The 23,009-nt window shown below is 61.2% G+C and carries 20 protein-coding genes and 5 tRNA genes; 17 read left to right on the top strand and 8 right to left on the bottom strand.

The features are described 5' to 3' along the window. Positions 1-53 precede the first annotated feature (53 nt). From APH34_RS23575 to folD, 4 genes are all read right to left on the bottom strand, one after another. Entirely contained in the window at positions 54-734 is a 681-nt protein-coding gene (locus APH34_RS23575) for a GntR family transcriptional regulator (RefSeq protein WP_054903196.1), read from the bottom strand. 16 nt (positions 735-750) lie between these two features. Then, positions 751-1,455 (bottom strand): FadR/GntR family transcriptional regulator, encoded by a 705-nt coding sequence (locus APH34_RS23580; RefSeq protein WP_054903197.1) that lies wholly within the window; start codon positions 1,453-1,455, stop codon positions 751-753. Positions 1,456-1,499: 44 nt separating this feature from the next. Next, entirely contained in the window at positions 1,500-2,810 is a 1,311-nt protein-coding gene (locus tag APH34_RS23585) for a C4-dicarboxylate transporter DctA (protein WP_054903198.1), read from the bottom strand. A gap of 512 nt (positions 2,811-3,322) precedes the next feature. Further along, positions 3,323-4,177: a bifunctional methylenetetrahydrofolate dehydrogenase/methenyltetrahydrofolate cyclohydrolase FolD gene (gene folD, locus APH34_RS23590; protein WP_054903199.1), complete on the bottom strand. Its 855-nt coding sequence runs from the start codon at positions 4,175-4,177 to the stop codon at positions 3,323-3,325. Positions 4,178-4,436: 259 nt separating this feature from the next. On the opposite strand from folD, the gene APH34_RS23595 reads away from it, so the two are divergent. The 13 genes from APH34_RS23595 to APH34_RS23655 all read left to right on the top strand — a co-directional run bounded on the left by APH34_RS23595 (position 4,437) and on the right by APH34_RS23655 (position 15,253). After that, a tRNA-Arg gene (locus APH34_RS23595) sits at positions 4,437-4,513 on the top strand. Positions 4,514-4,555: 42 nt separating this feature from the next. Continuing rightward, a tRNA-His gene (locus tag APH34_RS23600) sits at positions 4,556-4,631 on the top strand. Positions 4,632-4,685: 54 nt separating this feature from the next. Next, a tRNA-Leu gene (locus APH34_RS23605) sits at positions 4,686-4,770 on the top strand. Between the two features lie 44 nt (positions 4,771-4,814). Beyond that, a tRNA-His gene (locus APH34_RS23610) sits at positions 4,815-4,890 on the top strand. 57 nt (positions 4,891-4,947) lie between these two features. Further along, positions 4,948-5,032 (top strand) — tRNA-Leu (locus APH34_RS23615). 263 nt (positions 5,033-5,295) lie between these two features. Then, positions 5,296-6,075 (top strand): class I SAM-dependent methyltransferase, encoded by a 780-nt coding sequence (locus APH34_RS23620; protein WP_054903200.1) that lies wholly within the window; start codon positions 5,296-5,298, stop codon positions 6,073-6,075. A gap of 153 nt (positions 6,076-6,228) precedes the next feature. Beyond that, positions 6,229-6,528, top strand: a complete 300-nt coding sequence (locus tag APH34_RS23625; protein ID WP_054903201.1) for a DUF6388 family protein — start codon at positions 6,229-6,231, stop codon at positions 6,526-6,528. Positions 6,529-6,774: 246 nt separating this feature from the next. Further along, positions 6,775-8,088, top strand: a complete 1,314-nt coding sequence (gene tig / locus APH34_RS23630) for a trigger factor (RefSeq protein WP_054903202.1) — start codon at positions 6,775-6,777, stop codon at positions 8,086-8,088. Positions 8,089-8,179: 91 nt separating this feature from the next. After that, positions 8,180-8,821 (top strand): ATP-dependent Clp endopeptidase proteolytic subunit ClpP, encoded by a 642-nt coding sequence (gene clpP, locus APH34_RS23635; protein WP_003259400.1) that lies wholly within the window; start codon positions 8,180-8,182, stop codon positions 8,819-8,821. Positions 8,822-8,929: 108 nt separating this feature from the next. Next, complete coding sequence (gene clpX, locus APH34_RS23640; protein ID WP_054903203.1) at positions 8,930-10,213, top strand: ATP-dependent Clp protease ATP-binding subunit ClpX; 1,284 nt, start codon at positions 8,930-8,932, stop codon at positions 10,211-10,213. A 164-nt stretch (positions 10,214-10,377) separates the two neighbouring features. Further along, positions 10,378-12,774, top strand: a complete 2,397-nt coding sequence (gene lon / locus APH34_RS23645; RefSeq protein ID WP_054903204.1) for an endopeptidase La — start codon at positions 10,378-10,380, stop codon at positions 12,772-12,774. Positions 12,775-12,925: 151 nt separating this feature from the next. Further along, complete coding sequence (locus APH34_RS23650) at positions 12,926-13,198, top strand: HU family DNA-binding protein (protein WP_054903205.1); 273 nt, start codon at positions 12,926-12,928, stop codon at positions 13,196-13,198. A gap of 183 nt (positions 13,199-13,381) precedes the next feature. After that, the gene (locus tag APH34_RS23655; protein ID WP_054903206.1) at positions 13,382-15,253 is read left to right on the top strand and encodes a SurA N-terminal domain-containing protein; all 1,872 of its coding nucleotides are present in this window, start codon (positions 13,382-13,384) and stop codon (positions 15,251-15,253) included. 77 nt (positions 15,254-15,330) lie between these two features. Here APH34_RS23655 and APH34_RS23660 read toward each other — a convergent pair whose 3' ends face one another. Beyond that, positions 15,331-16,371, bottom strand: a complete 1,041-nt coding sequence (locus tag APH34_RS23660) for a patatin-like phospholipase family protein (protein ID WP_054903207.1) — start codon at positions 16,369-16,371, stop codon at positions 15,331-15,333. Positions 16,372-16,525: 154 nt separating this feature from the next. On the opposite strand from APH34_RS23660, the gene APH34_RS23665 reads away from it, so the two are divergent. The 3 genes from APH34_RS23665 (at position 16,526) to APH34_RS23675 (ending at position 18,473) form a co-directional block, all read left to right on the top strand. Then, on the top strand, positions 16,526-16,804 hold the full coding sequence (locus APH34_RS23665) for a hypothetical protein (protein ID WP_054903208.1): 279 nt from the start codon (positions 16,526-16,528) through the stop codon (positions 16,802-16,804). A 14-nt stretch (positions 16,805-16,818) separates the two neighbouring features. After that, the gene (locus APH34_RS23670) at positions 16,819-17,598 is read left to right on the top strand and encodes a CHAD domain-containing protein (protein ID WP_054903209.1); all 780 of its coding nucleotides are present in this window, start codon (positions 16,819-16,821) and stop codon (positions 17,596-17,598) included. A gap of 77 nt (positions 17,599-17,675) precedes the next feature. Continuing rightward, on the top strand, positions 17,676-18,473 hold the full coding sequence (locus tag APH34_RS23675) for an acyl-CoA thioesterase II (protein WP_054903210.1): 798 nt from the start codon (positions 17,676-17,678) through the stop codon (positions 18,471-18,473). A 3-nt stretch (positions 18,474-18,476) separates the two neighbouring features. Here APH34_RS23675 and APH34_RS23680 read toward each other — a convergent pair whose 3' ends face one another. From APH34_RS23680 to APH34_RS23690, 3 genes are all read right to left on the bottom strand, one after another. Next, on the bottom strand, positions 18,477-18,845 hold the full coding sequence (locus APH34_RS23680; protein ID WP_054903211.1) for an Mpo1-like protein: 369 nt from the start codon (positions 18,843-18,845) through the stop codon (positions 18,477-18,479). Positions 18,846-18,920: 75 nt separating this feature from the next. Beyond that, positions 18,921-20,399, bottom strand: coding sequence for a methyl-accepting chemotaxis protein (locus APH34_RS23685; protein WP_054903212.1), 1,479 nt, complete (start codon positions 20,397-20,399; stop codon positions 18,921-18,923). 144 nt (positions 20,400-20,543) lie between these two features. Beyond that, a complete protein-coding gene (locus APH34_RS23690) occupies positions 20,544-21,341 on the bottom strand; it encodes a TatD family hydrolase (protein ID WP_054903213.1) in 798 nt (265 codons plus the stop codon). A 158-nt stretch (positions 21,342-21,499) separates the two neighbouring features. Between APH34_RS23690 and APH34_RS23695 the strand changes: the two genes are divergently transcribed. Then, positions 21,500-22,906, top strand: a complete 1,407-nt coding sequence (locus APH34_RS23695; RefSeq protein ID WP_054903214.1) for a transglycosylase SLT domain-containing protein — start codon at positions 21,500-21,502, stop codon at positions 22,904-22,906. Positions 22,907-23,009: the final 103 nt, after the last annotated feature.

Genomic DNA, 23,009 nt, shown 5'->3' on the forward strand with positions numbered 1-23,009 from the left:
TATAGGGCGCGGGTCCAGGGGCTGCCTTGCAGCCCATCGCCAGGGTTGCCCTTTTAGCTGAGGTCGAGTTTTTCTTCCAGGCGGTCAAGGTGATCATGCATCAACGCCAGCGCCGCCGCGCCATCGCCGGCTTCTACAGCATCGATGATCGCTGCATGCTCTTCCCAGGCGCAGTGGTCGCAGCAGGGGGACTCGTAGCGGGCGATGATCAGCGAGGTCATCGGTACCAGGCCGTTGAGAAACCGTGCCAGCGGCGCGTTGGCGGCCACCTGCGCGAGCTTGAGGTGAAACTCGCCGCCCAGGCGGATGGCCGCGCAGCGCTCACCGCGTTCGTGGTGCTGGCGTTCGCGCTCGACCAGCAGCCGCAACTGGCGCACCTGCGCCGGGCGCGCACGCTGCGCGGCCAGGCTGATCAGCGTGGTTTCGGCCAGGCGCCGGGCACTGAGCACCTGGCGCGCCTGCTGCGGGTCAGGCGCGGCCAAGTGCGCGGTATGGCTGGGGCGTTGCACCACGACCTGCTGGTCCGACAGGCGCCCGAGCACCCGGCGAATCACGGTGCGGCTGACGCCAAAGGCATTACCCAGTGCCTGTTCCGGCAGCAGGCTGCCCGGCGGCAGCCGTTGTTCGAGAATGGCATCGAACAGGCGCGGGTAGATCTGGTCGGCCGACAGGCGTGTCTCACCGGTGGCGAGCAGGGCGGGCAAACGCGGTTCGGTGTGGGCGCAGGCGGTCATGGGCGCTCTCCTGGGGTCATTGGCGCGGATGGTCATCCGGGATGTTCAGTTCGATACCCATGCGCAGGCCTTCGGCAAGGATGTGCTGGCGCATCTGGGCGCTGGCCTGGGCGCTGTTGCGGTCGCGGATGGCGCGTACCACGGCTTCGTTTTCCTTGAGCCGCGCGGCCAGGTGTTCCGGTGAGTTGCGCAGCATGCTGGCGCTTTGCTTGAGCGCGTTGCCGGTTTGCTGCACCACACGCTGGAAGATCGGATTGGTAGTCAGGGCGAACAGGGCCTCGTGGAAGGCAATGTAGGCCTTGATGCCCGCTTCGCTGTCATCGGCATCCAGCGCCTCGCGCATGTCCATCAGGGTCAGGCGCAGTTGGCCGATGTCCTGGCTGTTGGCCGATTGCGCCACCAGGCCGACGATGAAGGGTTCGAGGGTATAGCGCAGCTCCAGTACATCGGCCAGGCTCGCTGGCGCAGCGTTGTCGATGCCGGGCTCCTGCGCGGCCATGTCTGCATCCAGCACCAGCACGCCCTTGCCCGGTAGCGAACGTACCAGGCCAAGGGTTTCCAGCACCGTTACCGCCTCGCGTAGGCTGGGGCGGCTGATGCCCAGCTGTTCGGCCAGTTCGCGCTGGCCGGGCAGCATGTCGCCGGAGCGCCATTGGCCACGGGCCAGGGCCTTGCGCAGTTTTTCCACCACTGAGTTGACGACGGTCGATGAGCTGATCACGGTTCGCTCCTGAAAAGGCCGGCGTCATTGCCGGCCAGGTTCGCTCAGAATTCCTGTTGATGGGCGTTGGGCTGCTTGCGCGGGGCATGGGCGAAGCCGGGTTTGCCATCGAGCACGTTCTGCGCGCGCTCCAGGTCAATGTCCTTTTCCCAGCGGGCAATGGCCACGGTGGCCACGCAGTTGCCGATCAGGTTGGTCAAGGCGCGGCCAATACCCATGAACCAGTCCACCGCCAATACCAGCACCAGGCCCACTACTGGGATCGCAGGCACGGCGGTCAGGGTGGCGGCAAGAATCACCAGCGCCGACCCTGGGATGCCGTGAGCGCCCTTGGAAGTCACCAGTGATACCAGCAGGATGGTCAGCAGGTCGGTCATCGCCAGGGGCGTGCCGGTGGCATTGGCGATGAACACGATGGCCAGCGTCAGGTAGATGGAGAAACCGTCGAGGTTGAACGAGTAGCCGGTCGGGATCACCAGGCCCACCGTGGAGCTGCCAATCCCAAGGTGCTCGAGCTTGCGCATGATCTGGGGCAGCACGGCGTCGGACGAGGCGGTGCCGAGGACGATGGTCAGCTCCTCGCGCAGGTACTTGATGAAGGGCAGCAGCTTGAGCCCCGATACGCGCATCACGGTGCCAAGGATGATCAGCACGAAACCGGCGCAAGTCAGGTAGAACAGCGCCACCAGGCCACCCAGGTGCTGCAGGGACTGAAGGCCGTACTTGCTGGTGGTGAAGGCGATGGCGCCGAACACGCCGATCGGCGCCAGGCGCACGATCATGCCCATGATGCGGAAGATCACATGGCTGAGTTCGTTGATCAGCCGCGATATGCCGGCGGCCGAGTCACCGACCACATTCAGGGCGCTGCCGAACAGCACCGAGAACAGCAACACCTGAAGGATGTTGTTGTCGGCGAATGCGCCGACGACCGAGGTCGGAATCAGGTCCATGAAGAACGCGGTGGCACCGTGGATATGCTGGCCTCGCTCGGCCAGGCTGCTGGCGTCGGCGCTGGACAACTGGTCCAGGTGAATGTTGGCACCGCTGCCAATGCCGCTGCTGAAGGCGAACACCAGGCCGATCACCAGGGCGATGGTGGTCAGCACCTCGAAGTAGATCACCGATTTCAGGCCGATGCGCCCGACCTTTTTCAGGTCGCCGGCCCCAGAAATGCCACTGACCACCACGCAGAAGACGATCAGGCCGATGAGCATCTTGATCAGCTTGATGAAGCCGTCGCCGAGGGGTTTGAGTTGCAGGGAAAGGTCGGGGAAACTGAGGCCGCAGGCGATGCCGAGGGCAAGGCCGAGCACGACTTGCAGGAAGATCGAACGCGAGCACCATTTGAGCATGGGAGTGATCTCTGATCGGTGTCCTTGCTTCGGTGCCGCACGGGGCGAAAGAGCGCAGGACTTCATTATTGTTGTGGTCTTACCGGTTTGTTCAGCGCGGGACCATAAAAGCGCGAAAAATCCGACTTTGCAAGGGTTTTTGGCCTTACCGGTCTGACCAGTTGTGGGGCAATCTGGCGTTACTGGCTCTATGTCGGTGCATGCCGTTGGGCGGGGGCAACTGCTCCCGCTCAGTGACGGTAAAGCACCCGCTGGGGTGGCCTGTGCCAGTTTTGCCGATGCAATCGGCTTGCCAGAGCTTGCTCTCTCATGCGACTAGAAGGCAGGGCTGGTGCAGTAGCCCCTGCCTTCGCTTCATCCGCTGGCGTTCAACAAAGGTTCGGTCGCGCAGGCGTTTTTAGCCCGTGGTACGGCTGCTGCGGGCAGGGGCAAGGTCAGCCGGCCGCCTGCTAGGAAAGGGCTGGGCAAAAAAAACGGCACCTGCCAGAGGTGCCGTTCTTACTTACGCCAACTTATTTGTGCAGCGCTTCAGCGGCATACAGGGTGTTCTCCAGCAGGCATGCCCGGGTCATCGGCCCGACACCGCCCGGTACCGGCGTGATCCAGCCGGCGCGGGGCAGGGCGGTCTCATAGACCACGTCGCCGACCAGCTTGCCATCGTCCTGGCGGTTGATGCCCACGTCGATGACGATGGCGCCTTCCTTGACCCACTCACCCTTGACCAGCCCCGGCTTGCCGGCGGCGACCACCACCAGGTCGGCACGGCCGACGTGGCCGGCCAGGTCCTTGGTGAAGCGGTGGCAGACGGTCACGGTGCAGCCGGCCAGCAGCAGCTCCATGGCCATGGGGCGGCCTACGATGTTGGAGGCGCCGACAATGACCGCGTTCATGCCGTACAGGTCCTGCCCGGTGCTTTCCAGCAGGGTCATGATGCCTTTTGGCGTGCATGGGCGCAGCAGCGGAATGCGCTGGGCCAGGCGGCCGATATTGTACGGGTGGAAGCCATCGACATCCTTGTCCGGGCGGATGCGTTCAAGCAGCAGGGAGGCGTCCAGGTGCTCAGGCAGTGGCAACTGCAGCAGGATGCCGTCCACAGCCGGGTCGTCATTGAGGCGGTCGATCAGCTCGGTGAGGGCGTGCTGCGTGGTATCGCTGGGCAGGTCGAAGGCCTGCGAAATGAAGCCGACCTCTTCGCAGTCCTTGCGCTTGTGCGAGACATAGACTTGGGAGGCGGGGTCGGTGCCGACCAGGATCACTGCCAGGCCGGGCGTGCGCAGGCCTTGCTGGCGACGCTCCTCGACACGTTGAGCGATCTGCTTGCGCAGGTTGGCGGCGATCGCCTTGCCATCGATTAGGTGTGCAGTCATAGACGCGTGATTAACCATCGAGAAAGGAACAATAAAGAGGGCGCATTCTCGCACGACACGGCCCGAGGGCAAAGGCGGGTGGTCGGGCAAATCCCCTAACCCCTTAAATAATTTAAATTTTTTTGCGAAAGGTGTTGACGCTTTTGCGGCTCGCCTATAAGATTCGCCGCACTTGTCGGGCACAGCCTAGCACTGGTTGGCGAAGTCGGGCAGAATGGGTGGTTTGTTTACCGCTCGTTCGGTTAGGCTTTAAGCTTATGCGCCCGTAGCTCAGCTGGATAGAGCATCCGCCTTCTAAGCGGATGGTCGCAGGTTCGAGTCCTGCCGGGTGCGCCATTAGGCAGCTTGGGCAAGCAAGTAAGGCTGTATAGCGATATGGTGGGCGTAGCTCAGTTGGTAGAGCGCTGGATTGTGATTCCAGTTGTCGTGGGTTCGATTCCCATCGTCCACCCCATATTCTTCAGAGGCGCCTTGATTGTAGATCTGGCGCCTTTGTTTTAAGCGTTACGCGGACGTGGTGAAATTGGTAGACACACTGGATTTAGGTTCCAGCGGCGCAAGCTGTAAGAGTTCGAGTCTCTTCGTCCGCACCATGCTTCTGTAGGGCTGTACTGCAACATTGCAACACCGCAATATGGTGGGCGTAGCTCAGTTGGTAGAGCGCTGGATTGTGATTCCAGTTGTCGTGGGTTCGATTCCCATCGTCCACCCCATATTTTTCGAAGGCGCCTTGATTGTATAATCAGGCGCCTTTGTTTTTTCTGCTCCACGCGGACGTGGTGGAATTGGTAGACACACTGGATTTAGGTTCCAGCGGCGCAAGCTGTAAGAGTTCGAGTCTCTTCGTCCGCACCATCTCTCTTTTCCCTTCCTTTCAGTCAGTGCAAGGCCGGTGGCGATCCATTGCCTTCCCGTGTCGGTAGTCAGGCGTTGTGCGTCTGTCAGGCGGGTGTGGGTGCCATTTCATTGGCGTGTCCCGCTCACTGATCGCAGCGTAAGCCCTGTTCGTGCGGGTTGTGTCGTTGAGTCAGCAGTTGGTCAGGTTCTTGCTTGTACGACGCCTTTGTGCCGCCTGAAGTGTTATGCCGGGCGTCGCCCCCCCGAGAAAAGGAACTGACATGAAAGTTTGCAATACGCATCGAGTTAACCTGTATCAGGTGTTGCGCGCAGTGTTCGACGCGATGGACAAGCGTCCGGTGGTTGCAGAAGTGGGCGTGCTGCGCGGCGAGAACGCACTGAAGTTGCGTGCGGCGTTGTCGCCGGCCCGCATGGTGCTGGCAGATAGCTGGAGCAAGGATGCGAACAAGGCCTATAGCCCGTTCGATCAGTTGCCGCCATGGGTTTCGCCGGTTGATGAGTACGAGTACTACTACGGTGGCTCGTTGCACGATGACGCGACCTGGGAGCGGCTGTACCAGGAGTGCCTGGCAAAATTCATCGACATGCCTGAAGTTGCCGTGATTCGCGCTGACAGCATCGGTGCCATCGCGAAGATTCGCGAGCAGACCGGTATCGAGCAATTCGACCTGGTCTACGTGGATGCCAACCACCAGTACGAATTCGTGCTGCGCGACATGATGTATTACCAGGAGTTGTTGGGGCCTGACGGCATCATGATGTTGAACGACTGCTGCCACAGTCATCACGGCACTCGGCAGAACCTGGGTGTGCTGGAGGCGCTTGGCAGTTTCATGAAACGCTCCGACTTCATCCCCGTGGCCATGACCAATACCGACTGGTCCGATGTCATTCTCGTGCGTCGTGATTCGGTGCTGGTGAAACTCTTCGACATGGCGCTGACCAATTCGGACGTGCCTTTCGTTGAGGTGCCTCATCAGTTGGTCACGGCGGCGCGGGTGGTGTACGGCGCGCAGCGCCCGAATATCAGTTTCGTCTGATTTTATGCGCAGGCGGGGTTGTGTCTGGAGCGGGCGACCCCATCTTTGTGCGGGCTCAAGCCAGTGTTTCGTGCTCTGGTGGCGAAGCTATAAAAGCTGATAGATTTCAGCCGGTTGAAACGCCGGCCCAGTGGTCGGTAGAGGAGTTGCGCCATGATTGCAAAAGAAGCCCGCCAGGCCTTGGCGCTGCAGCGCTTCGCCGAAGCCAACCCGCAACTGCTCGAAGAGATTCGTGAGCTGGATGCGCGTGAGCAGGCCCAGCAGATCGAATGGGCGTTCGAGGATGCGGCCGATGAGCAGGGCCTCCAGCCCTGGGAGCTGGCGCTGCAACTGATCGCCGAAAGCCCTGAGCAACTGCACGCGATGCGCCTGGAAACACACCGTGAGGTGGCCGAGGCGCTGGGGGTGGAGTGGGAGGAGTACTGCCAGTTCAATGAAATCGACCCGCAATAGGGGCGTTTTCGCAGGGCGCAGTTGTTTGACAAGGTATTTCGGTTGCGTGCCGCCAAAGGCGCTGCGCACCCTACTTATATAAAGAGGCCCGGCGGCACGCCGTGCGGGCCTTGCAAGCTAATCGACCGGCGTGGTTTCCCGTCGTCCCGAGTGGGGTGACTTCTGGTGCGTGACTCACTAGAATGCTTGCCCTTGATTCTGGAGTCGGGCTATCGCCGGCTAACGTCTGTGCAACGAGGAATATCCATGCAAGTTTCTGTTGAAAACACTTCCGCTCTCGAGCGCCGCATGACCATCGCCGTTCCGGCCGAGCGCGTCGAGAACGAAGTCAACAAGCGTCTGCAACAGACTGCCAAGCGCGCCAAGGTTGCGGGCTTCCGCCCAGGCAAGGTGCCGATGAGCGTGATCCGTCAGCGTTTCGAAGCCGATGCCCGTCAGGAAGCGTTCGGTGACCTGGTCCAGGCTTCCTTCTACGAAGCCATCGTCGAGCAGAAGCTGAACCCGGCTGGCGCTCCGGCCGTTGAGCCGAAGTCCTTCGAAAAGGGCAAGGACCTGGAATTCGTTGCTATCTTCGAAGTATTCCCTGAGTTCACCGTTGCCGGTCTGGAGTCGATCAGCGTCGAGCGCCTGACCGCCGAAGTGGCTGACGCCGACCTGGACAACATGCTGGAAGTGCTGCGCAAGCAGAACGTCCGTTTCGAAGCCGTTGAGCGCGCCGCCGAGAAAGACGACCAGGTCAATATCGACTTCGTTGGCAAAGTCGACGGTGAAGCCTTCGCCGGCGGTTCGGCCAAGGGCACTCAGCTGGTACTGGGCTCTGGCCGCATGATCCCGGGCTTCGAAGATGGCCTGGTTGGCGCCAAGGCAGGCGAAGAGCGCGTTGTCAACGTGACCTTCCCTGAGGACTACCAGAACCTGGACCTGGCTGGCAAAGCCGCCGAGTTCACCATCACCGTCAACAGCGTTTCGGCACCTCAGTTGCCAGAACTGAACGAAGCGTTCTTCGCCCAGTTCGGTATCAAGGAATCGACCCTGGAAGGCTTCCGTGCCGAAGTTCGCAAGAACATGGAGCGTGAACTGCGCCAGGCGATCAAGACCAAGGTGAAGAACCAGGTCATGGACGGTCTGCTGGCCGCCAACCCGATCGAAGTGCCGAAAGCCCTGCTGGAAAACGAAGTCAACCGCCTGCGCGTCCAGGCTGTTCAGCAGTTCGGTGGCAACATCAAGCCAGAGCAACTGCCGGCCGAGCTGTTCGAAGAGCAAGCCAAGCGTCGCGTGGTGCTGGGCCTGATCGTCGCTGAAGTGGTCAAGCAGTTCGAGCTGAAGCCTGACGAAGGCAAGGTTCGCGAAATGATCGAAGAAATGGCTTCGGCTTACCAGGAACCTGAACAGGTCATCGCCTGGTACTACAAGAACGACCAGCAGCTGAACGAAGTGCGTTCGGTTGTGCTGGAAGAACAAGTTGTAGATACTGTTCTGCAGAAAGCGACTGTGACCGACAAGTCGGTCTCGTACGAAGACGCGGTAAAACCAGCACAGGCTCCTGCCGAAGCTGAGTAATACGGTTCTCTCGTAGGAAACCCCCACAAGCCAGCCTTCGCGCTGGCTTGTGCGTATTCAAGCCATGACTATTTGGGAGTGAGCGCAGGACATGTCCCGCAATTCTTATATTCAGCAGAGCTCTGACATCCAGGCCGCAGGCGGCCTGGTCCCGATGGTTATCGAGCAGTCCGCCCGTGGCGAACGCGCCTATGACATCTACTCGCGCCTGTTGAAGGAGCGAGTGATCTTCCTGGTTGGCCCGGTAGAGGACTACATGGCCAACCTGGTGGTGGCGCAACTGCTGTTCCTTGAGGCGGAAAACCCGGACAAGGATATCCATCTGTACATCAACTCCCCGGGCGGCTCCGTCACTGCTGGCATGTCGATCTACGACACCATGCAGTTCATCAAGCCGGACGTCTCGACCATCTGCATCGGCCAGGCCTGCAGCATGGGTGCCTTCCTGTTGGCCGCTGGCGCCAAGGGCAAGCGCCACTGCCTGCCGAACTCGCGTGTGATGATCCATCAGCCGCTGGGCGGCTTCCAGGGCCAGGCTACCGATATCGAGATCCATGCCCAGGAAATCCTCAATATCAAGGCGCGCCTGAACGAGCTGTTGGCCTACCACACTGGCCAGGATCTCGAGACCATCAAGCGCGACACCGAACGTGACAACTTCATGAGCGCCTCGCGCGCGGCCGAGTACGGCCTGATCGACTCGGTCTACGACAAGCGGCAACTGGCCTCCTGAACCCAGGTGCCAGAGCAGGTGGGTGCCCAAAGCCCCTACCTGCGGACTTGAAAAAGCCCGCAATTGCCTTCATCTTGTGTTGCAAGCCTACCGGATTGGATCGATCGAATGACTGACACCCGTAACGGCGAGGACAGCGGCAAATTGCTTTATTGCTCCTTCTGCGGCAAAAGCCAGCACGAAGTACGCAAACTGATTGCCGGGCCCTCGGTATTTATCTGCGACGAGTGCGTCGACCTGTGCAATGACATCATCCGTGAGGAGGTGCAGGAAGCCCAGGCCGAGAGCAGCGCGCACAAATTGCCTTCGCCGAAAGAAATCAGCGGCATCCTGGACCAATACGTGATTGGTCAGGAGCGCGCCAAGAAGGTGCTGTCCGTAGCGGTGTACAACCACTACAAGCGCCTGAACCAGCGTGACAAGAAGGGTGACGAGGTTGAACTCGGCAAGAGTAACATCCTGCTCATCGGGCCAACGGGCTCGGGCAAGACCCTGCTCGCCGAAACCCTTGCACGCCTGTTGAACGTGCCGTTCACCATTGCCGATGCCACCACCCTGACCGAAGCCGGTTACGTGGGTGAGGACGTCGAGAACATCATTCAGAAACTGCTGCAAAAGTGCGACTACGACGTGGAAAAAGCCCAGATGGGCATCGTCTACATCGACGAGATCGACAAGATTTCGCGCAAGTCGGACAACCCGTCCATCACCCGTGACGTTTCGGGTGAAGGCGTGCAGCAGGCGCTGTTGAAGCTGATCGAAGGCACCGTGGCCTCCGTGCCACCGCAAGGGGGGCGCAAGCACCCGCAACAGGAATTCCTGCAGGTTGACACCCGCAACATCCTGTTCATCTGCGGTGGTGCCTTCTCGGGCCTGGAAAAGGTCATCCAGAACCGCTCCACCAAAGGTGGTATCGGCTTTGGCGCTGAAGTGCGCAGCAAGGAAGAGGGCAAGAAGGTCGGCGAGTCGCTGCGCGAAGTCGAGCCGGACGATCTGGTCAAGTTTGGCCTGATCCCCGAGTTCGTCGGCCGTCTGCCGGTTCTGGCGACCCTCGACGAGCTGGACGAAGCTGCGCTGATGCAGATCCTCACCGAGCCGAAGAACGCCCTGACCAAGCAGTATGCCAAGCTGTTCGAGATGGAAAGCGTTGACCTCGAGTTCCGCAGCGATGCGCTCAAGGCCGTCGCGCGCAAGGCCCTGGAGCGCAAGACTGGCGCCCGTGGTCTGCGCTCGATCCTCGAAGGCGTGCTGCTCGACACCATGTATGAGATTCCTTCGCAGAAGGATGTCAGCAAGGTGGTCATCGACGAGAGCGTCATCGAAGGTTCGTCGCAGCCGCTGCTGATCTACGAAAACAGCGAGCCGCAAGCCAAGGCCGCGCCCGACGCCTGATACAGGTGATAGCCGGGTAATGGCAGCAAGCAAGGAGGGGGCCTACGGGCCCCTTTCTGCTTTTCATGTGCAAGCGCTTGTAATTTCGCAGGCGTGCCCCCACATTAGGTCCAAGCATCATTTCCACCGGTTTCCGGCCATAAGGCCGCTGTAGAGGCGAAATCATGAAGACCACCCTCGACTTGCCTCTTTTGCCATTGCGCGATGTCGTTGTTTACCCGCACATGGTCATCCCGCTGTTTGTGGGGCGTGAAAAGTCCATCGAAGCCCTTGAGGCAGCGATGACGGGCGAGAAGCAGATTCTCCTGCTGGCCCAGAAGAACCCAGCCGACGACGATCCGGGCGAAGACGCCCTGTATCGGGTCGGTACCGTCGCCACCGTATTGCAACTGCTGAAACTGCCCGATGGCACCGTCAAAGTGCTGGTTGAAGGCGAGCAGCGTGGCGCCGTTGAGCGGTTTAACGAAGTAGAAGGGCACATCCGTGCCGAAGTCTCCCTGATCGATGAAACCGACGCCGCCGAGCGCGAGTCGGAAGTGTTCGTGCGCACCCTGCTGTCGCAGTTCGAGCAGTACGTGCAACTGGGCAAGAAAGTCCCTGCCGAAGTGCTCTCGTCGCTGAACAGCATCGAAGAGCCTGGCCGCCTGGTCGATACCATGGCCGCGCACATGGCACTGAAGATCGAGCAGAAGCAGGAAATCCTCGAAATCGTCGACCTGCCGACCCGTGTCGAGCATGTATTGGCCCTGCTGGACGCTGAAATCGACCTGCTGCAGGTTGAAAAGCGTATCCGTGGTCGCGTCAAGAAGCAGATGGAGCGTAGCCAGCGCGAGTACTACCTGAATGAGCAGATGAAGGCCATTCAGAAAGAACTGGGTGATGGCGACGAAGGGCACAACGAAGTCGAAGAGCTGAAAAAGCGCATCGAGGCTGCAGGCTTGCCCAAGGACGCCCTGGCCAAGGCCCAGGCGGAGCTGAACAAGCTCAAGCAGATGTCGCCGATGTCGGCCGAGGCTACCGTCGTTCGGTCTTACCTCGACTGGCTCGTGCAGGTGCCGTGGAAGGCTCAGAGCAAGGTGCGTCTGGACCTGACCAAGGCCGAAGAGATCCTCGACGCTGACCACTATGGCCTGGAAGAGGTCAAGGAACGCATCCTCGAGTACCTCGCTGTGCAGAAGCGGGTGAAGAAGATCCGTGGTCCGGTGCTGTGCCTGGTTGGCCCGCCCGGCGTCGGCAAGACCTCGCTGGCCGAATCGATCGCTGCCGCAACCAACCGCAAGTTCGTGCGCATGGCCCTGGGTGGCGTGCGTGACGAGGCCGAGATCCGTGGCCACCGTCGGACCTATATCGGTTCCATGCCTGGTCGTCTGATCCAGAAAATGACCAAGGTGGGTGTCCGCAACCCGCTGTTCCTGCTCGACGAGATCGACAAGATGGGCAGCGACATGCGTGGTGACCCCGCTTCGGCGTTGCTGGAAGTGCTCGATCCCGAACAGAACCACAATTTCAACGACCATTACCTGGAAGTCGATTACGACCTTTCCGACGTGATGTTCCTGTGCACCTCGAACTCGATGAACATCCCGCCGGCGCTGCTCGACCGCATGGAAGTCATCCGCCTGCCGGGCTACACCGAGGACGAGAAGATCAACATCGCGGTCAAGTACCTGGTGCCCAAGCAGGTCAAGGCCAACGGCTTGAAAAAGGAAGAACTTGAGTTCGACGTTTCGGCCATTCGCGACATCATCCGCTATTACACCCGTGAAGCCGGGGTGCGTGGCCTTGAGCGGCAGATCGCCAAAGTCTGCCGCAAGGTGGTCAAGGAGCACGCCGGCCAGAAGCAGGTCAAGGTCAAGGTGGCCAGCGAGCAGCTTGAACACCTGCTTGGCATACGCAAGTTCCGCTACGGCCTGGCCGAGCAGCAGGACCAGATCGGCCAGGTGACCGGCCTGGCCTGGACGCAGGTGGGTGGTGAGTTGCTGACCATCGAGGCAGTGGTCATCCCTGGCAAGGGCCAGCTGATCAAGACCGGTTCGCTGGGCGATGTCATGGTCGAGTCGATCACTGCCGCGCAGACCGTGGTACGTAGCCGCGCCCGCAGCCTGGGCATTGCTGCCGACTTCCACGAGAAGCACGACGTGCACATCCACATGCCTGAGGGCGCCACGCCTAAGGACGGCCCGAGTGCCGGTATCGGTATGTGCACCGCGCTGGTGTCGGCACTGACCCAGATTCCAGTGCGTGCCGACGTTGCCATGACTGGCGAAATCACCTTGCGCGGCCAGGTATTGGCCATCGGCGGGTTGAAGGAAAAACTGCTGGCGGCACACCGTGGCGGGATCAAGACAGTGATCATTCCAGAGGAGAATGTTCGCGATCTGAAGGAGATTCCGGAAAATATCAAACAGGATCTGCAGATCAAACCGGTCAAATGGATTGACGAGGTCCTGCAAATTGCGCTGCAATACGCCCCGGAGCCCTTGCCAGATGTGGCTCCTGAGATTGTCGCGAAAGATGAAAAGCGCGACGGCGATGCTAAGGAAAGAATCAGCACGCATTAGTAGTTTTTGCCTGGGGGGCTTTCCTTGACAGTTTTTTCGGGGCCTTGCTATAAAGCGGCACGCTATTGTCAATAGGCCACCCAGTACAGGTTTCATACGCTTTTCATTACATACTTAGAAACAAACTCAATAGAGAATAAGGGGACTTAGAGTGAACAAGTCGGAACTGATTGACGCTATCGCCGCATCTGCAGACATCCCGAAAGCTGTAGCCGGCCGTGCGCTGGATGCAGTCATCGAAACCGTTCAGGGCGCCCTGCAAAAAGGCGACGATGTTGTGCTGGTTGGCTTCGGTACCTTCTCGGTCAAGGAGCGCGCTGAGCGCACCGGCCGTAACCCGCAAACCGGCAAGGCAATCAAGATCGCTGCTGCCAAGGTTCCAGGCTTCAAGGCTGGCAAAGGCCTGAAAGACGCCGTCAACTAAGTCGTCTCTTTCAGCCGGACCGGGCCTTGCCAGGTTCGAGCACGCTGATGGCGGGTCGCAAACGTTCCCGCCTGACACGTTTGCTAAGAAAAGGCGCATCCTCGGATGCGCCTTTCTTTTATCAGGATTCTACCCACGCTCCGCGGTTGTCGACGCAGTGGTACAGCCGTTTCTGGGGGACGCATGCTGCAAAATATCAGGGACAATTCACAAGGTTGGATTGCCAAGACCATCATCGGCCTTATCGTCGTGCTGATGGCGTTGACTGGCTTCGAGGCCATTTTCCAGGCCGCCACCCATAGCCAGGACGCTGCCAAGGTGAACGGCCAGACCATCAGCCAGAATGAGCTGAGCCAGGCGGCCGACATGCAGCGCCGCCAGCTGATGCAACAGTTGGGCAAGGATTTCGACCCGGCAATGCTGGATGAGAAATTGCTGCGCGACTCTGCGCTCAAAGGGCTGATCGATCGCAAACTGCTGTTGCAGGGTGCTGAAGACGCCAAATTCGCCTTCTCCGAGGCCGCGCTGGATCAGGTGATCCTGCAAACCCCGGAATTCCAGGTCGATGGCAAGTTCAACGCCGATCGTTTTGACCAGGTCATTCGCCAGATGGGCTATGGCCGTATGCAATTTCGCGAGATGCTCGCCGAAGAAATGCTGATCGGGCAACTGCGCACCGGTATTGCCGGCAGCAGCTTTGTCACCGACCAGCAGGTCGACGCCTTCGCACGGCTGGAAAACCAGACCCGCGATTTCGCCGCCCTGACCTTCAAGGCCAACCCGGCTGCGGTCAAGGTCAGCGATGAAGAGGTCAAGGCGCACTACGATCAGCACGCCAAGGAGTTCATGACCCCCGACCAGGTGGTCATCGACTACATCGAGCTGAAGAAATCGGCGTTCTTCGACCAGGTCAAGGTCACCGACGACGAGCTCAAGGCCCAGTACGAGAAAGAAATCGCCAACCTCGCCGAGCAGCGCCATGCCGCGCACATTCTCATCGAGGTCAACGACAAGGTTGACGATGCCCACGCCAAGGCCCGCATCGAGGAAGTCCAGCAGCGTTTGGCCAAGGGTGAAGACTTCGCCAAGCTGGCCAAGGAGTTCTCCCAGGACCCAGGTTCCGCCAACACCGGTGGCGACCTTGGCTTCGCTGGCCCGGGTGTGTATGACCCAGCCTTCGAGGACGCCCTGTACAAGCTCAACGATGGCCAGGTGTCGGCACCGGTACGTACCGAGTTCGGTTACCACCTGATCAAGCTGCTGGGCAAGCAGGCGCCGGAAGTACCAAGCTTTGCCAGTCTCAAGGACAAACTCACCCGTGACCTGAAAACGCCACTGGTCGAGCAGCGTTACGTTGATGCCAGCAAACAGCTGCAGGACGCTGCCTATGAGGCTGCGGACCTTGTCCAGCCTGCCCAGGACCTGAACCTCAAGGTGCACACCTCGGCGCCATTCGGCCGTGAAGGTGGTGAGGGCATCACCGCCAACCGTGCCGTGGTCCAGGCTGCGTTCTCCGAGGAAGTGCTGGAGGAGGCTGCCAACAGCACCGCCATCGAGCTGGACCCGGAAACCACCGTGGTACTGCGCGTCAAGGAGCACCGCAAGCCTGAGCAGATGCCGCTGGAAGCCGTGGCCAAGAACATCAGCGAGCACCTGGCCAAGGAAAAGGCAACCGCTGAGCTCAAAACCAAGGCAGACAAACTGATCGCCGGCCTGCGCGACGGCTCCATCGCCGCCGGTGCGGCTCACGATGGTCAGAGCTGGAAAGCCTACGAGGCTGTTACCCGTGGCCAAGACGGTATCGATCCGGCCGAGCTGCAGGCACTGTTCCGTCTGGCCAAGCCAGAAGCCAAGGACAAGCCTGAGTACGGCAGTGTGGTCCTGGCCGATGGTAGCCTGGTGGTGTTGCAGCTCAAGGGCGTCAACGAAGGCGCTGCTGCCAGCGATGAAGAGAAGCAGCAGATTCGCCGCTACCTCGCGTCGCGTGCCGGCCAGCAGGACTTTGCGGCGTACCGCAAGCAGCTGGAAGGCAGTGCGGATATCACCCGCTACTGAGTGGGTGTTCAGTAACGAAACAGGCCGCGTAATGCGGCCTGTTTCGTTTTGCCAGCAGTACCGGCCCTTTTTGCGGGCTAGCGTATCACCCCCTCGTAGTTGTCCAGCGTGTCCCGCGCAATCTCCCTGCCCAGGGCAATCAGCTCGGGTGCCTTGTAAAACTCGAAAAACCGGCATACCCGCTTGGGTACGTTGATCAGCACATCTGGGGGATACCCCGCGATCTTGTACTGCGCCAGCGACGTCTGCATCACCTCGAAGCTCTGGTTGATAAGGTCCAGCAGCGACGCCGGCCCAACGTTGTCGACAATGAACGAGCCGGTGGCCGATTTCGGTGCGCCCTCACTCTCTGGCGCCGCCGCCGGTTGCTGGCCCTCTGGGTCGGCTGTCTCGGCCAACCATGGGTTAGGCGGCGCCAGCCCTTCGGCCACGATCTCCTGCTCGATACGAATCAACTCCTCGGCAGGCTTGCGCCGAAACGGCAGGCGCGAGCCCAGTGAACTGAGCAGCGCGTCAAAACGCATCTTGAACGCCGCCGGCCGTTCGATCACCGGTAGCTGGTACTGCTTCTGGTTGGTGGAGTTAAGGTTTACCGCGATGATCAGGTCGCAGTGGCTGGACACCACCGGCACGATCGGCAACGGATTGAGAATGCCGCCGTCGACCAGCATGCGGTTGCCCTGGACCACTGGCGTGAACAAGCTCGGAATCGCCGCCGAGGCACGCATGGCCTGGTGCAGGCAGCCTTCCTGAAACCATATTTCCTGCTGATGGGTGAGGTCGGTCGCCACCGCCGTGTAAGGGATGCGCAATTGCTCGATGTTGATCTCGCCCACGATCTTGCGGATCTGGCCGAACACCTTGTCACCACGGATTGCGCCCAGGCGGAAGCTGACATCCACCAGACGTAGTACATCCAGGTAATCCAGGCTTTCGATCCAGTTGCGATAATCCTCGAGCTTGCCTGCCGCGTAGATACCCCCGATCACCGCGCCCATGGAGCAGCCGGCAATACAGGCGATGTCGTAGCCACGCCGTTCGATCTCTTCGATCACGCCAATATGGGCATAACCCCGGGCGCCCCCCGATCCCAACACCAATGCCACACGTTTGCTCATGATCTTTCCCCAGCCTGTGCAACCATGGTCCTACAATGCACCCAGCGTTGCCTGTGCTTCAATGTAGACTCTAGGCAAAGCATGCCGAGTGCGGCACTTTTCATGCGCCCGAGCGTCGAACAGCCACTCTATTTCCACCGTTGAGGTATCACTGATGAAAGCCTGGATCTGCCTTCCTTTGCTTGCCCTGGCCCTTGCTGGCTGTGCGGGCAAGACGGCCTACCGTGACAGCTGCGCGACGCAGCTCGATGCCGCCTGGAAGGAGCTGGACCTGGCCAAGGCTGAAGGTTTTGCAGGCACTGTCAGCTATTCCAAGGCCTTGTCGCTGCTGACCGGGGCCAAGACGCAGCAGCAGTTCGAAGGCTTCGAAGGGTGCACCAACAAGGCCGAGAAGGCACGTTTCTACATTCGTGAGTCGCGCGCCGGGCGCTGACCGAGGAGCATCGTATGTCCGCCATGCTCGATCATGTGGTAGCCCAGGTGCTGGACTTGCAGGTGCGCTTGCTGGCCTGCCGGGAGCGGTTGGCTGCCGATACCGACGCCGAGGCGTTGCACGACCTGCGTATTGCTGTGCGGCGCCTGCGCAGCCTGTTGCGGCCCCTGCGCAGTTTGCCGGGGGTCGAGCAGTTGGAGGATGCGGCAAAAGCCCTTGGCACCCTGACCACGCCCTTGCGTGACCGTGAAGTGCTAGCCGCCGAGTTGGTCAAGCGGGGCTTCGCCCAAGCTGCGCAGCGGCTGTTGCAGCGGCGCTCGGCTACCTTCGCCAGCGTCGCTGTGAGCCCGCAGCTGAGCCGGGTGCTGAGCATTCTCGACGCGTTCCCGCTGTTCTTGCGTGCAGCGCAGCGCGAGGGATTGGCCAAGTCCCTGACCAAGCGCGTCGACAAACGCCTGGTCAAGCAATGGCGCACGTTGAACGACGCACTGCAAGACCCCGCCCACGATCGCCATCGCCTGCGCCTGCTGATCAAACGGGTGCGCTATGGCGATCAGGCCTATCCTCAGCTGGACCATGCCGGCAAGAAGCTGCAGCGCCTGCTCAAGCAAGCCCAAGGCGACCTGGGCAGTTGGCATGACCGCCTGCAATGGCTGTTGCAGGCGCGCGAGCAGGCCGTCCTGGGACCTTTCACGGCCGATTGGGAGCAGGAACTGCACGAAGCCGAACGCCAGTCCGACGCCACGCTGGAGGCACTGCATGCAGCGCTTGAGCGGCGCAAGCCCAGTAAATGACCGATATGCGGGCTGAACGAACGCGGGTTGCTGGCTAGTATGGGCAAACCTCTTTCGTCGTAAGCAGGAGCCGGCCCATGAATTTCAACCAACTGCTCGATGCCGTGCGCGCCACCCCTGACGCCGTCAGCATCCCGGCCGCCTGGGCGCAAGGGCGCGCCGCTTTCGGTGGCCTGATGGCCGCCATGGTGTATGAAACCATGCGCCTGAAACTTGCTGATAACCGCCCCGTGCGTTCGCTGGCCATCAGCTTTGTAGCCCCGGCCGCGCCAGGTGTGCCCACCCGTTTCGAAGTCGAGGTGCTGCGTGAAGGCAAGGCGGTCAGCACACTGTTGGGACGCGCCGTCCAGGATGGGCAAGTGGTGACATTGGTGCAGGGCAGTTTCGGCGCGGGTCGGCCTTCGGTGGTCGATGTCCCGGCAATGCCGGCCATCGAGATGAGCGCGCTTGAGCAAGCGGCTCCAGAGCTGCCTTACATCCAGGGCATCACACCGGAGTTCATGCGCCATGTCGCGTTACGCTGGGCCGTTGGCGGGTTGCCATTCAGTGGTAATCCCTCGCGCAAGATGGGGGGCTGGGTGCGCCTGCGCGAGGTTGCTGAAGAGCCGGTCAACGAGGCCCACCTGCTGGCCCTTGTGGATGCCTGGCCACCAAGCCTGATGCCCGTGCTCAAGCAGCCCGCCGCTGGTAGCACGCTGACGTGGACCATCGAATTCATTCAGCCGGTTGCGCAGTTGTCGACCCACGACTGGTGCCGCTATTGTGTAGAAACCGAGCATGCCCGGGATGGCTACGGGCATGCGGCGGCAGCGCTGTGGACCGCAGATGGGGTGTTGCTGGCATTGAGCCGGCAGACGGTCACGGTGTTTGCCTAGGCCTCAGTGCCGGTGCTTGTGCCGCTCGCGCCAGGCACGCCACCAGGCGCCGCTGAGGACGAAGCGCGGAAAGGTGATGAACTGCTCGGTCAGCAAGCGCTGCATGGCATCCTTGCGGTCGGCGAACGGCTCGGGTTGTTCGACCTCCAGGCGGTGGCCCTGGCGCTGCAGGCCCAGCCCTGCAATCAGGGCGATGACACCGACGGCAATCTGACCCAGGTCCAGGGCAAACAGGCCTGACAGCACCAGCAAGACGCCGAGAATGAACAGCGGGACGGCAATCAAGTGCAGCACCAGGTTGGTAGGGTGCCGATGATTGTGGTGATAGCCGCGCCATTGCCAGGCGGGCAGGTTTGGCAAGCGTTTGTTCATGGGCATTTCCTCTCGGTCATGCCCAGAGTTTAGTGCGGCGCTGGGCGCGCAGCCAATGTAGGCTGGCTATGGCCGCTATAGCTTGAGCTGGCCGATGGCTTTGTTCAGCTCGCCTGCCAGGGTCGCCAGTTCGCTGCTGGTGGTGGCCGAACTGACGGTCTGTTGCACCGTGTCTTCAGTGACATCGCGGATGCTCACGACGGCGCGGTTCATTTCTTCGGCTACCTGGCTTTGCTGCTCGGCTGCCACGGCGATCTGCGTGTTGCTCTCACGCATCTGCGCCACCGCCCCGGTGATTTCCGCCAGCGCCGCCCCGGCTTCCTGGGCCTGCCTGACGCAGTCGTCGGCCTTGTACGAGCTTTCCTGCATGAATTCCACGGCATCACGGGTACCGGCCTGCAGGTCGGCGACCATGCTGGTGATCTCGTCGGTGGACGTCTGCACTCGCTTGGCCAGGCTGCGAACTTCGTCGGCCACCACAGCAAAACCACGGCCTAGGTCACCGGCGCGGGCCGCTTCGATGGCGGCATTGAGTGCCAGCAAGTTGGTCTGCTCGGCAATGCTGTGGATCACGCCGACCACACCGTTGATCTTCTGGCTGTCCTCGGCCAGTTGCCGGATCATTTCGGCAGTCTGTTGAACGCCGCTGGACAGCCCGGAAATCGAATCCTGAACCCGGCTGACCACTTCCTTGCCACTGCCGGCCAGGGAGTCGGCGCTCTGCGAAAGGTCGCGAGTAGCGCCGGCATGCTGAGCGATATGGTGCACGGTGGCGGTCATTTCGTTGATCGCGGTGGCCGCCTGGTCAGTCTCGCTCTGCTGGCCGAGCATGCCATGGCGTACTTCGTTCATGCTTGCCGCCAGGCGCGCGGCACCCGAGTCCAGCTGTGCGGCGGTGCGCGCAACGGTGCTGACCACACGGTGATACGTCGACTGCATGGCGTTGAAGGCGCCGGCCATCTGGCCAACTTCATCGCCGCTGGCAAGAGGCACACGGGCCGACAGGTCGCCGGTCTTTTCCACGTGCAGCATCACGTCCTTGAGGGTATTGAGCTGGCTTAGCAGGAAGCGGATCAGCAGCTGTGAGGCGCAGAGCATGGCCAGCATGAGGATCAGCACGCAGACGGCGTAATTGCTGAAGCGGTCGAAGAACACCTGACGCAGGCTCGGAGACTGCGCCAGCACCGCTACCTGTTGCTCGCCATGGCGCAGTACGTGGGCACCGCGCAGCGGGTTGTCGCCAAGGATCCAGGCGGCCGGCAGGGCGACCCAGCCCTGCGCATTGCCCAGCGCCTCCAGCGGATGGCCGGCAAAGGACGGGGTTTGCCCCGTTTGCCAGGTGATCACGTTGTCCTGGCGGGGCAGGGGCTGCCCGGCGGGCCATGCGGCCAGCAGCTGTGCCTGTGACTGGGCTTGGGCCTGTGTGGCTTCGGCTCGGGCCTGCTGTTCCAGGTGCACGGCGTACAGCACCAGCAACAGGGTCGTGACAAAGGCCACCGCGTTGACGGCCCAGAATTTGTACTTCAGGGAAATATTGCTAAGCCAGGCACCCATGGGTAGGTCTTCTCTGAGTTGAGCGGAAACATTATTGGCAAGGTGCCATCATTGTGCCCGTTCACACCAGAGAGGCTTTGATGTGCATCAACAAAAGGTTTAAGCCCACAGCGGCGGCGCCATGGGCCGTACAGCTGTGAGTGCTCAGCAAAGCTGGAAGAACGCCTTGGCCGTGGCAGTGGTATGTGCCGCAGTGGACTCGACGCTTTCACCCCTGTGCAACGCTACTTCCTGCAGCACTTGCGGCAGGTATGCCGGCTCATTGCGCCCGTTCTTTGGTTTTGGCCGCAGCGTACGCGGCAGCAGGTAGGGCGCATCGCTTTCCAGCATCAGGCGCCCTTGGGGAATGTTGCCGACCAGTGAGTGCAGGTGGGTCCCACGGCGTTCGTCGCAGATCCAGCCGGTGATACCGATGTGCAGGTCCATGTCCAGGTAGCCGAACAATGCGTCACGTTCGCCGGTAAAGCAGTGCACCACTGCGGCGGGCAAATGGTCACGGTAATCCCTCAGGATCGCCAGCAGCCGCTCGCTGGCATCACGCTCGTGCAGGAAAACCGGCAGACGCAACTCGGCGGCCAGTGCCAACTGGGCCTCCAGAGCTTTTTCCTGAAGTGGGCGTGGGGAGAAGTCTCGGTTGAAGTCCAGGCCGCACTCGCCGACGGCGCGAACACGTGATTCGCTCAGCATCTGGCGCAATTGGCCCTCGCTGCTCGCATCCCAGGCCTTGGCATCGTGCGGGTGGACACCGGCCGTGGCAAACAGGTGTTGGGCGTCGGCATCCAGTTGCAGGCACAGCGCCAAAGCCTCTTCGCTGACCGCAAGGCTGGTGCCTGTCAGGATCATCTGCACCACGCCGGCCTCGATGGCACGCTCGACGATGGCGGCCTGCTGGTCGTGGAAACTGCTGTTGGTCAGGTTGACGCCGATATCGATCAGTTGCATGGTGCTACCTCGTGCCGCGGGGCGGCCAGCATAGCAAAAACCGCGATAATCGGAAAAAACCAAGAACTTCATGCTGTTGCCATGGTCTTTTACCGTTATTTATCACGAGGCGCTCGTATCACGCGGCCAGCGCCCACCGACCTCGGACATGTTCTCGCATGCTGCGACACCTGCTGACCCTGCTGCTGATGCTTGGGCTGATGACCTTCGGCCCCGCCTACGCGCGCCTGCCGGGTCCGCAGCAGAACGTCCCTGCGGGCAAGGCCCGTGACCTTGAACAGATCCGCAGCAGCAAGGTATTGCGGGTGCTGGTCAATCAAAGCCGCAACAGTTCCGGGGAGGTCAAGGGCGAACCGGTGGGCATCGAATATTACCGCCTACGCGGGCTCGAGCATTATCTCAACGCCCGCGCAGGGGACGGGCAGCAGATCCGCCTTAAGCTTATCCCGCGGGCCAAGGAGCAGCTGTTGGGTGCCTTGCAGCGCGGGGAGGGTGACCTGGCCGCGCCGGGCGAGTTGCTCGACCCAGGGTTGGTGGGCGGGGTGAACAGCAGCGCGCCGGTGCTGGACCAAGTGCCGTTGTGGCTGGTCGGGCGCAAGGGCGAACGTAGCTTTACCCGCGTCGAACAGTTGTCCGGGCGCACGGTGGCGCTCACCAGCGCCAGTGCTGCCGGTGCAGTGATCCAGCAGCTCAACCAACAGTTGGCGCTGCGCAAGCGGCCACCGATCAAGATCGAATGGGTCGATTCGACGTTGGCCGTGGAGGACGTGCTGGAGATGGTTCAGGCCGGCATCTACCACCTGACCATCGTGGAGCGGCCGATTGCCCAGCGCTGGTCCAGGGTGATGCCGCGCCTGCGCCTGGACAACCGCGTGCACCTGGCCCAGCCCCAGGCCATGCGCTGGTATGTACGCCGCGATGCAACCCTACTGCTGGCAACAGTTGACCGCTTCCTGCAAGGCTATCGCGCACCCGAAAACCAGGACGCGGCATTCGAGCGCATCTACCGGCGCCAATACCGTGTGCACGATCCGCTCGCCCGTAAAGATCGTCAGCGTTTGGTCTCCCTGCGACCGGTGCTGCAAAAGCACGGTGAGGCGCAGCAGATCGACTGGCTGAACCTTGCCGCACTGGCGTTCAAGGAGTCGACCCTCGACCCGGCAGCGCGAGGCACCGGCGGGGCGCATGGCCTGATGCAGATCACCCCCTCGGCTGCCCAACGGGTGGGGGTCAGCAATACCGCCACAGTAGATGGCAATGTTCAGGCCAGCGCCCGTTACCTGGCGCTCATCCGCCGCAAGTTCTTCGCCAGCCCGCAAATAAATGAACGGGAGCGCATGGCCTTCGTGCTGGCGGCTTACAACCTGGGCCCGGAGCGGGTCCAAGCCATGCGTGCCGAGGCCCGTAAACGGGGCCTCAATGGCAACCAATGGTTTTTCCAGACCGAACGGGTGGCCATGGAACAGGTGGGCATGGGGCCGGTGAACTTCGTCAACAGCGTGAACAAGTATTTCCTGGCGTTCAACCGTGAACGTGCGGCTCTGGAGGGCGTCGCGAAACGCTAGAAAACCGAGGCGTGACCTGGTGCGCAGCGAAGCGGGCGGCAGCCTGCGCTGAACGTCTACTTGCAGCTTGCCGCTCGAGGCTCTAGGATACCGCCTGCGCCGA

Source organism: Pseudomonas sp. NBRC 111131 (genome assembly GCF_001320525.1).
In the GTDB taxonomy this organism is placed as follows: domain Bacteria; phylum Pseudomonadota; class Gammaproteobacteria; order Pseudomonadales; family Pseudomonadaceae; genus Aquipseudomonas; species Aquipseudomonas ceruminis.

Excerpts from the sequence above, each read along its gene's own strand:
- APH34_RS23575 (WP_054903196.1), bottom strand. The coding sequence starts at position 734 with ATGACCGCCTGCGCCCACACCGAACCGCGTTTGCCCGCCCTGCTCGCC.
- APH34_RS23585 (WP_054903198.1), bottom strand. The coding sequence starts at position 2,810 with ATGCTCAAATGGTGCTCGCGTTCGATCTTCCTGCAAGTCGTGCTCGGC.
- folD (WP_054903199.1), bottom strand. The coding sequence starts at position 4,177 with ATGACTGCACACCTAATCGATGGCAAGGCGATCGCCGCCAACCTGCGC.
- APH34_RS23620 (WP_054903200.1), top strand. The coding sequence starts at position 5,296 with ATGAAAGTTTGCAATACGCATCGAGTTAACCTGTATCAGGTGTTGCGC.
- APH34_RS23625 (WP_054903201.1), top strand. The coding sequence starts at position 6,229 with ATGATTGCAAAAGAAGCCCGCCAGGCCTTGGCGCTGCAGCGCTTCGCC.
- tig (WP_054903202.1), top strand. The coding sequence starts at position 6,775 with ATGCAAGTTTCTGTTGAAAACACTTCCGCTCTCGAGCGCCGCATGACC.
- clpP (WP_003259400.1), top strand. The coding sequence starts at position 8,180 with ATGTCCCGCAATTCTTATATTCAGCAGAGCTCTGACATCCAGGCCGCA.
- clpX (WP_054903203.1), top strand. The coding sequence starts at position 8,930 with ATGACTGACACCCGTAACGGCGAGGACAGCGGCAAATTGCTTTATTGC.
- lon (WP_054903204.1), top strand. The coding sequence starts at position 10,378 with ATGAAGACCACCCTCGACTTGCCTCTTTTGCCATTGCGCGATGTCGTT.
- APH34_RS23655 (WP_054903206.1), top strand. The coding sequence starts at position 13,382 with ATGCTGCAAAATATCAGGGACAATTCACAAGGTTGGATTGCCAAGACC.
- APH34_RS23660 (WP_054903207.1), bottom strand. The coding sequence starts at position 16,371 with ATGAGCAAACGTGTGGCATTGGTGTTGGGATCGGGGGGCGCCCGGGGT.
- APH34_RS23665 (WP_054903208.1), top strand. The coding sequence starts at position 16,526 with ATGAAAGCCTGGATCTGCCTTCCTTTGCTTGCCCTGGCCCTTGCTGGC.
- APH34_RS23670 (WP_054903209.1), top strand. The coding sequence starts at position 16,819 with ATGTCCGCCATGCTCGATCATGTGGTAGCCCAGGTGCTGGACTTGCAG.
- APH34_RS23675 (WP_054903210.1), top strand. The coding sequence starts at position 17,676 with ATGAATTTCAACCAACTGCTCGATGCCGTGCGCGCCACCCCTGACGCC.
- APH34_RS23680 (WP_054903211.1), bottom strand. The coding sequence starts at position 18,845 with ATGAACAAACGCTTGCCAAACCTGCCCGCCTGGCAATGGCGCGGCTAT.
- APH34_RS23685 (WP_054903212.1), bottom strand. The coding sequence starts at position 20,399 with ATGGGTGCCTGGCTTAGCAATATTTCCCTGAAGTACAAATTCTGGGCC.
- APH34_RS23690 (WP_054903213.1), bottom strand. The coding sequence starts at position 21,341 with ATGCAACTGATCGATATCGGCGTCAACCTGACCAACAGCAGTTTCCAC.
- APH34_RS23695 (WP_054903214.1), top strand. The coding sequence starts at position 21,500 with ATGCTGCGACACCTGCTGACCCTGCTGCTGATGCTTGGGCTGATGACC.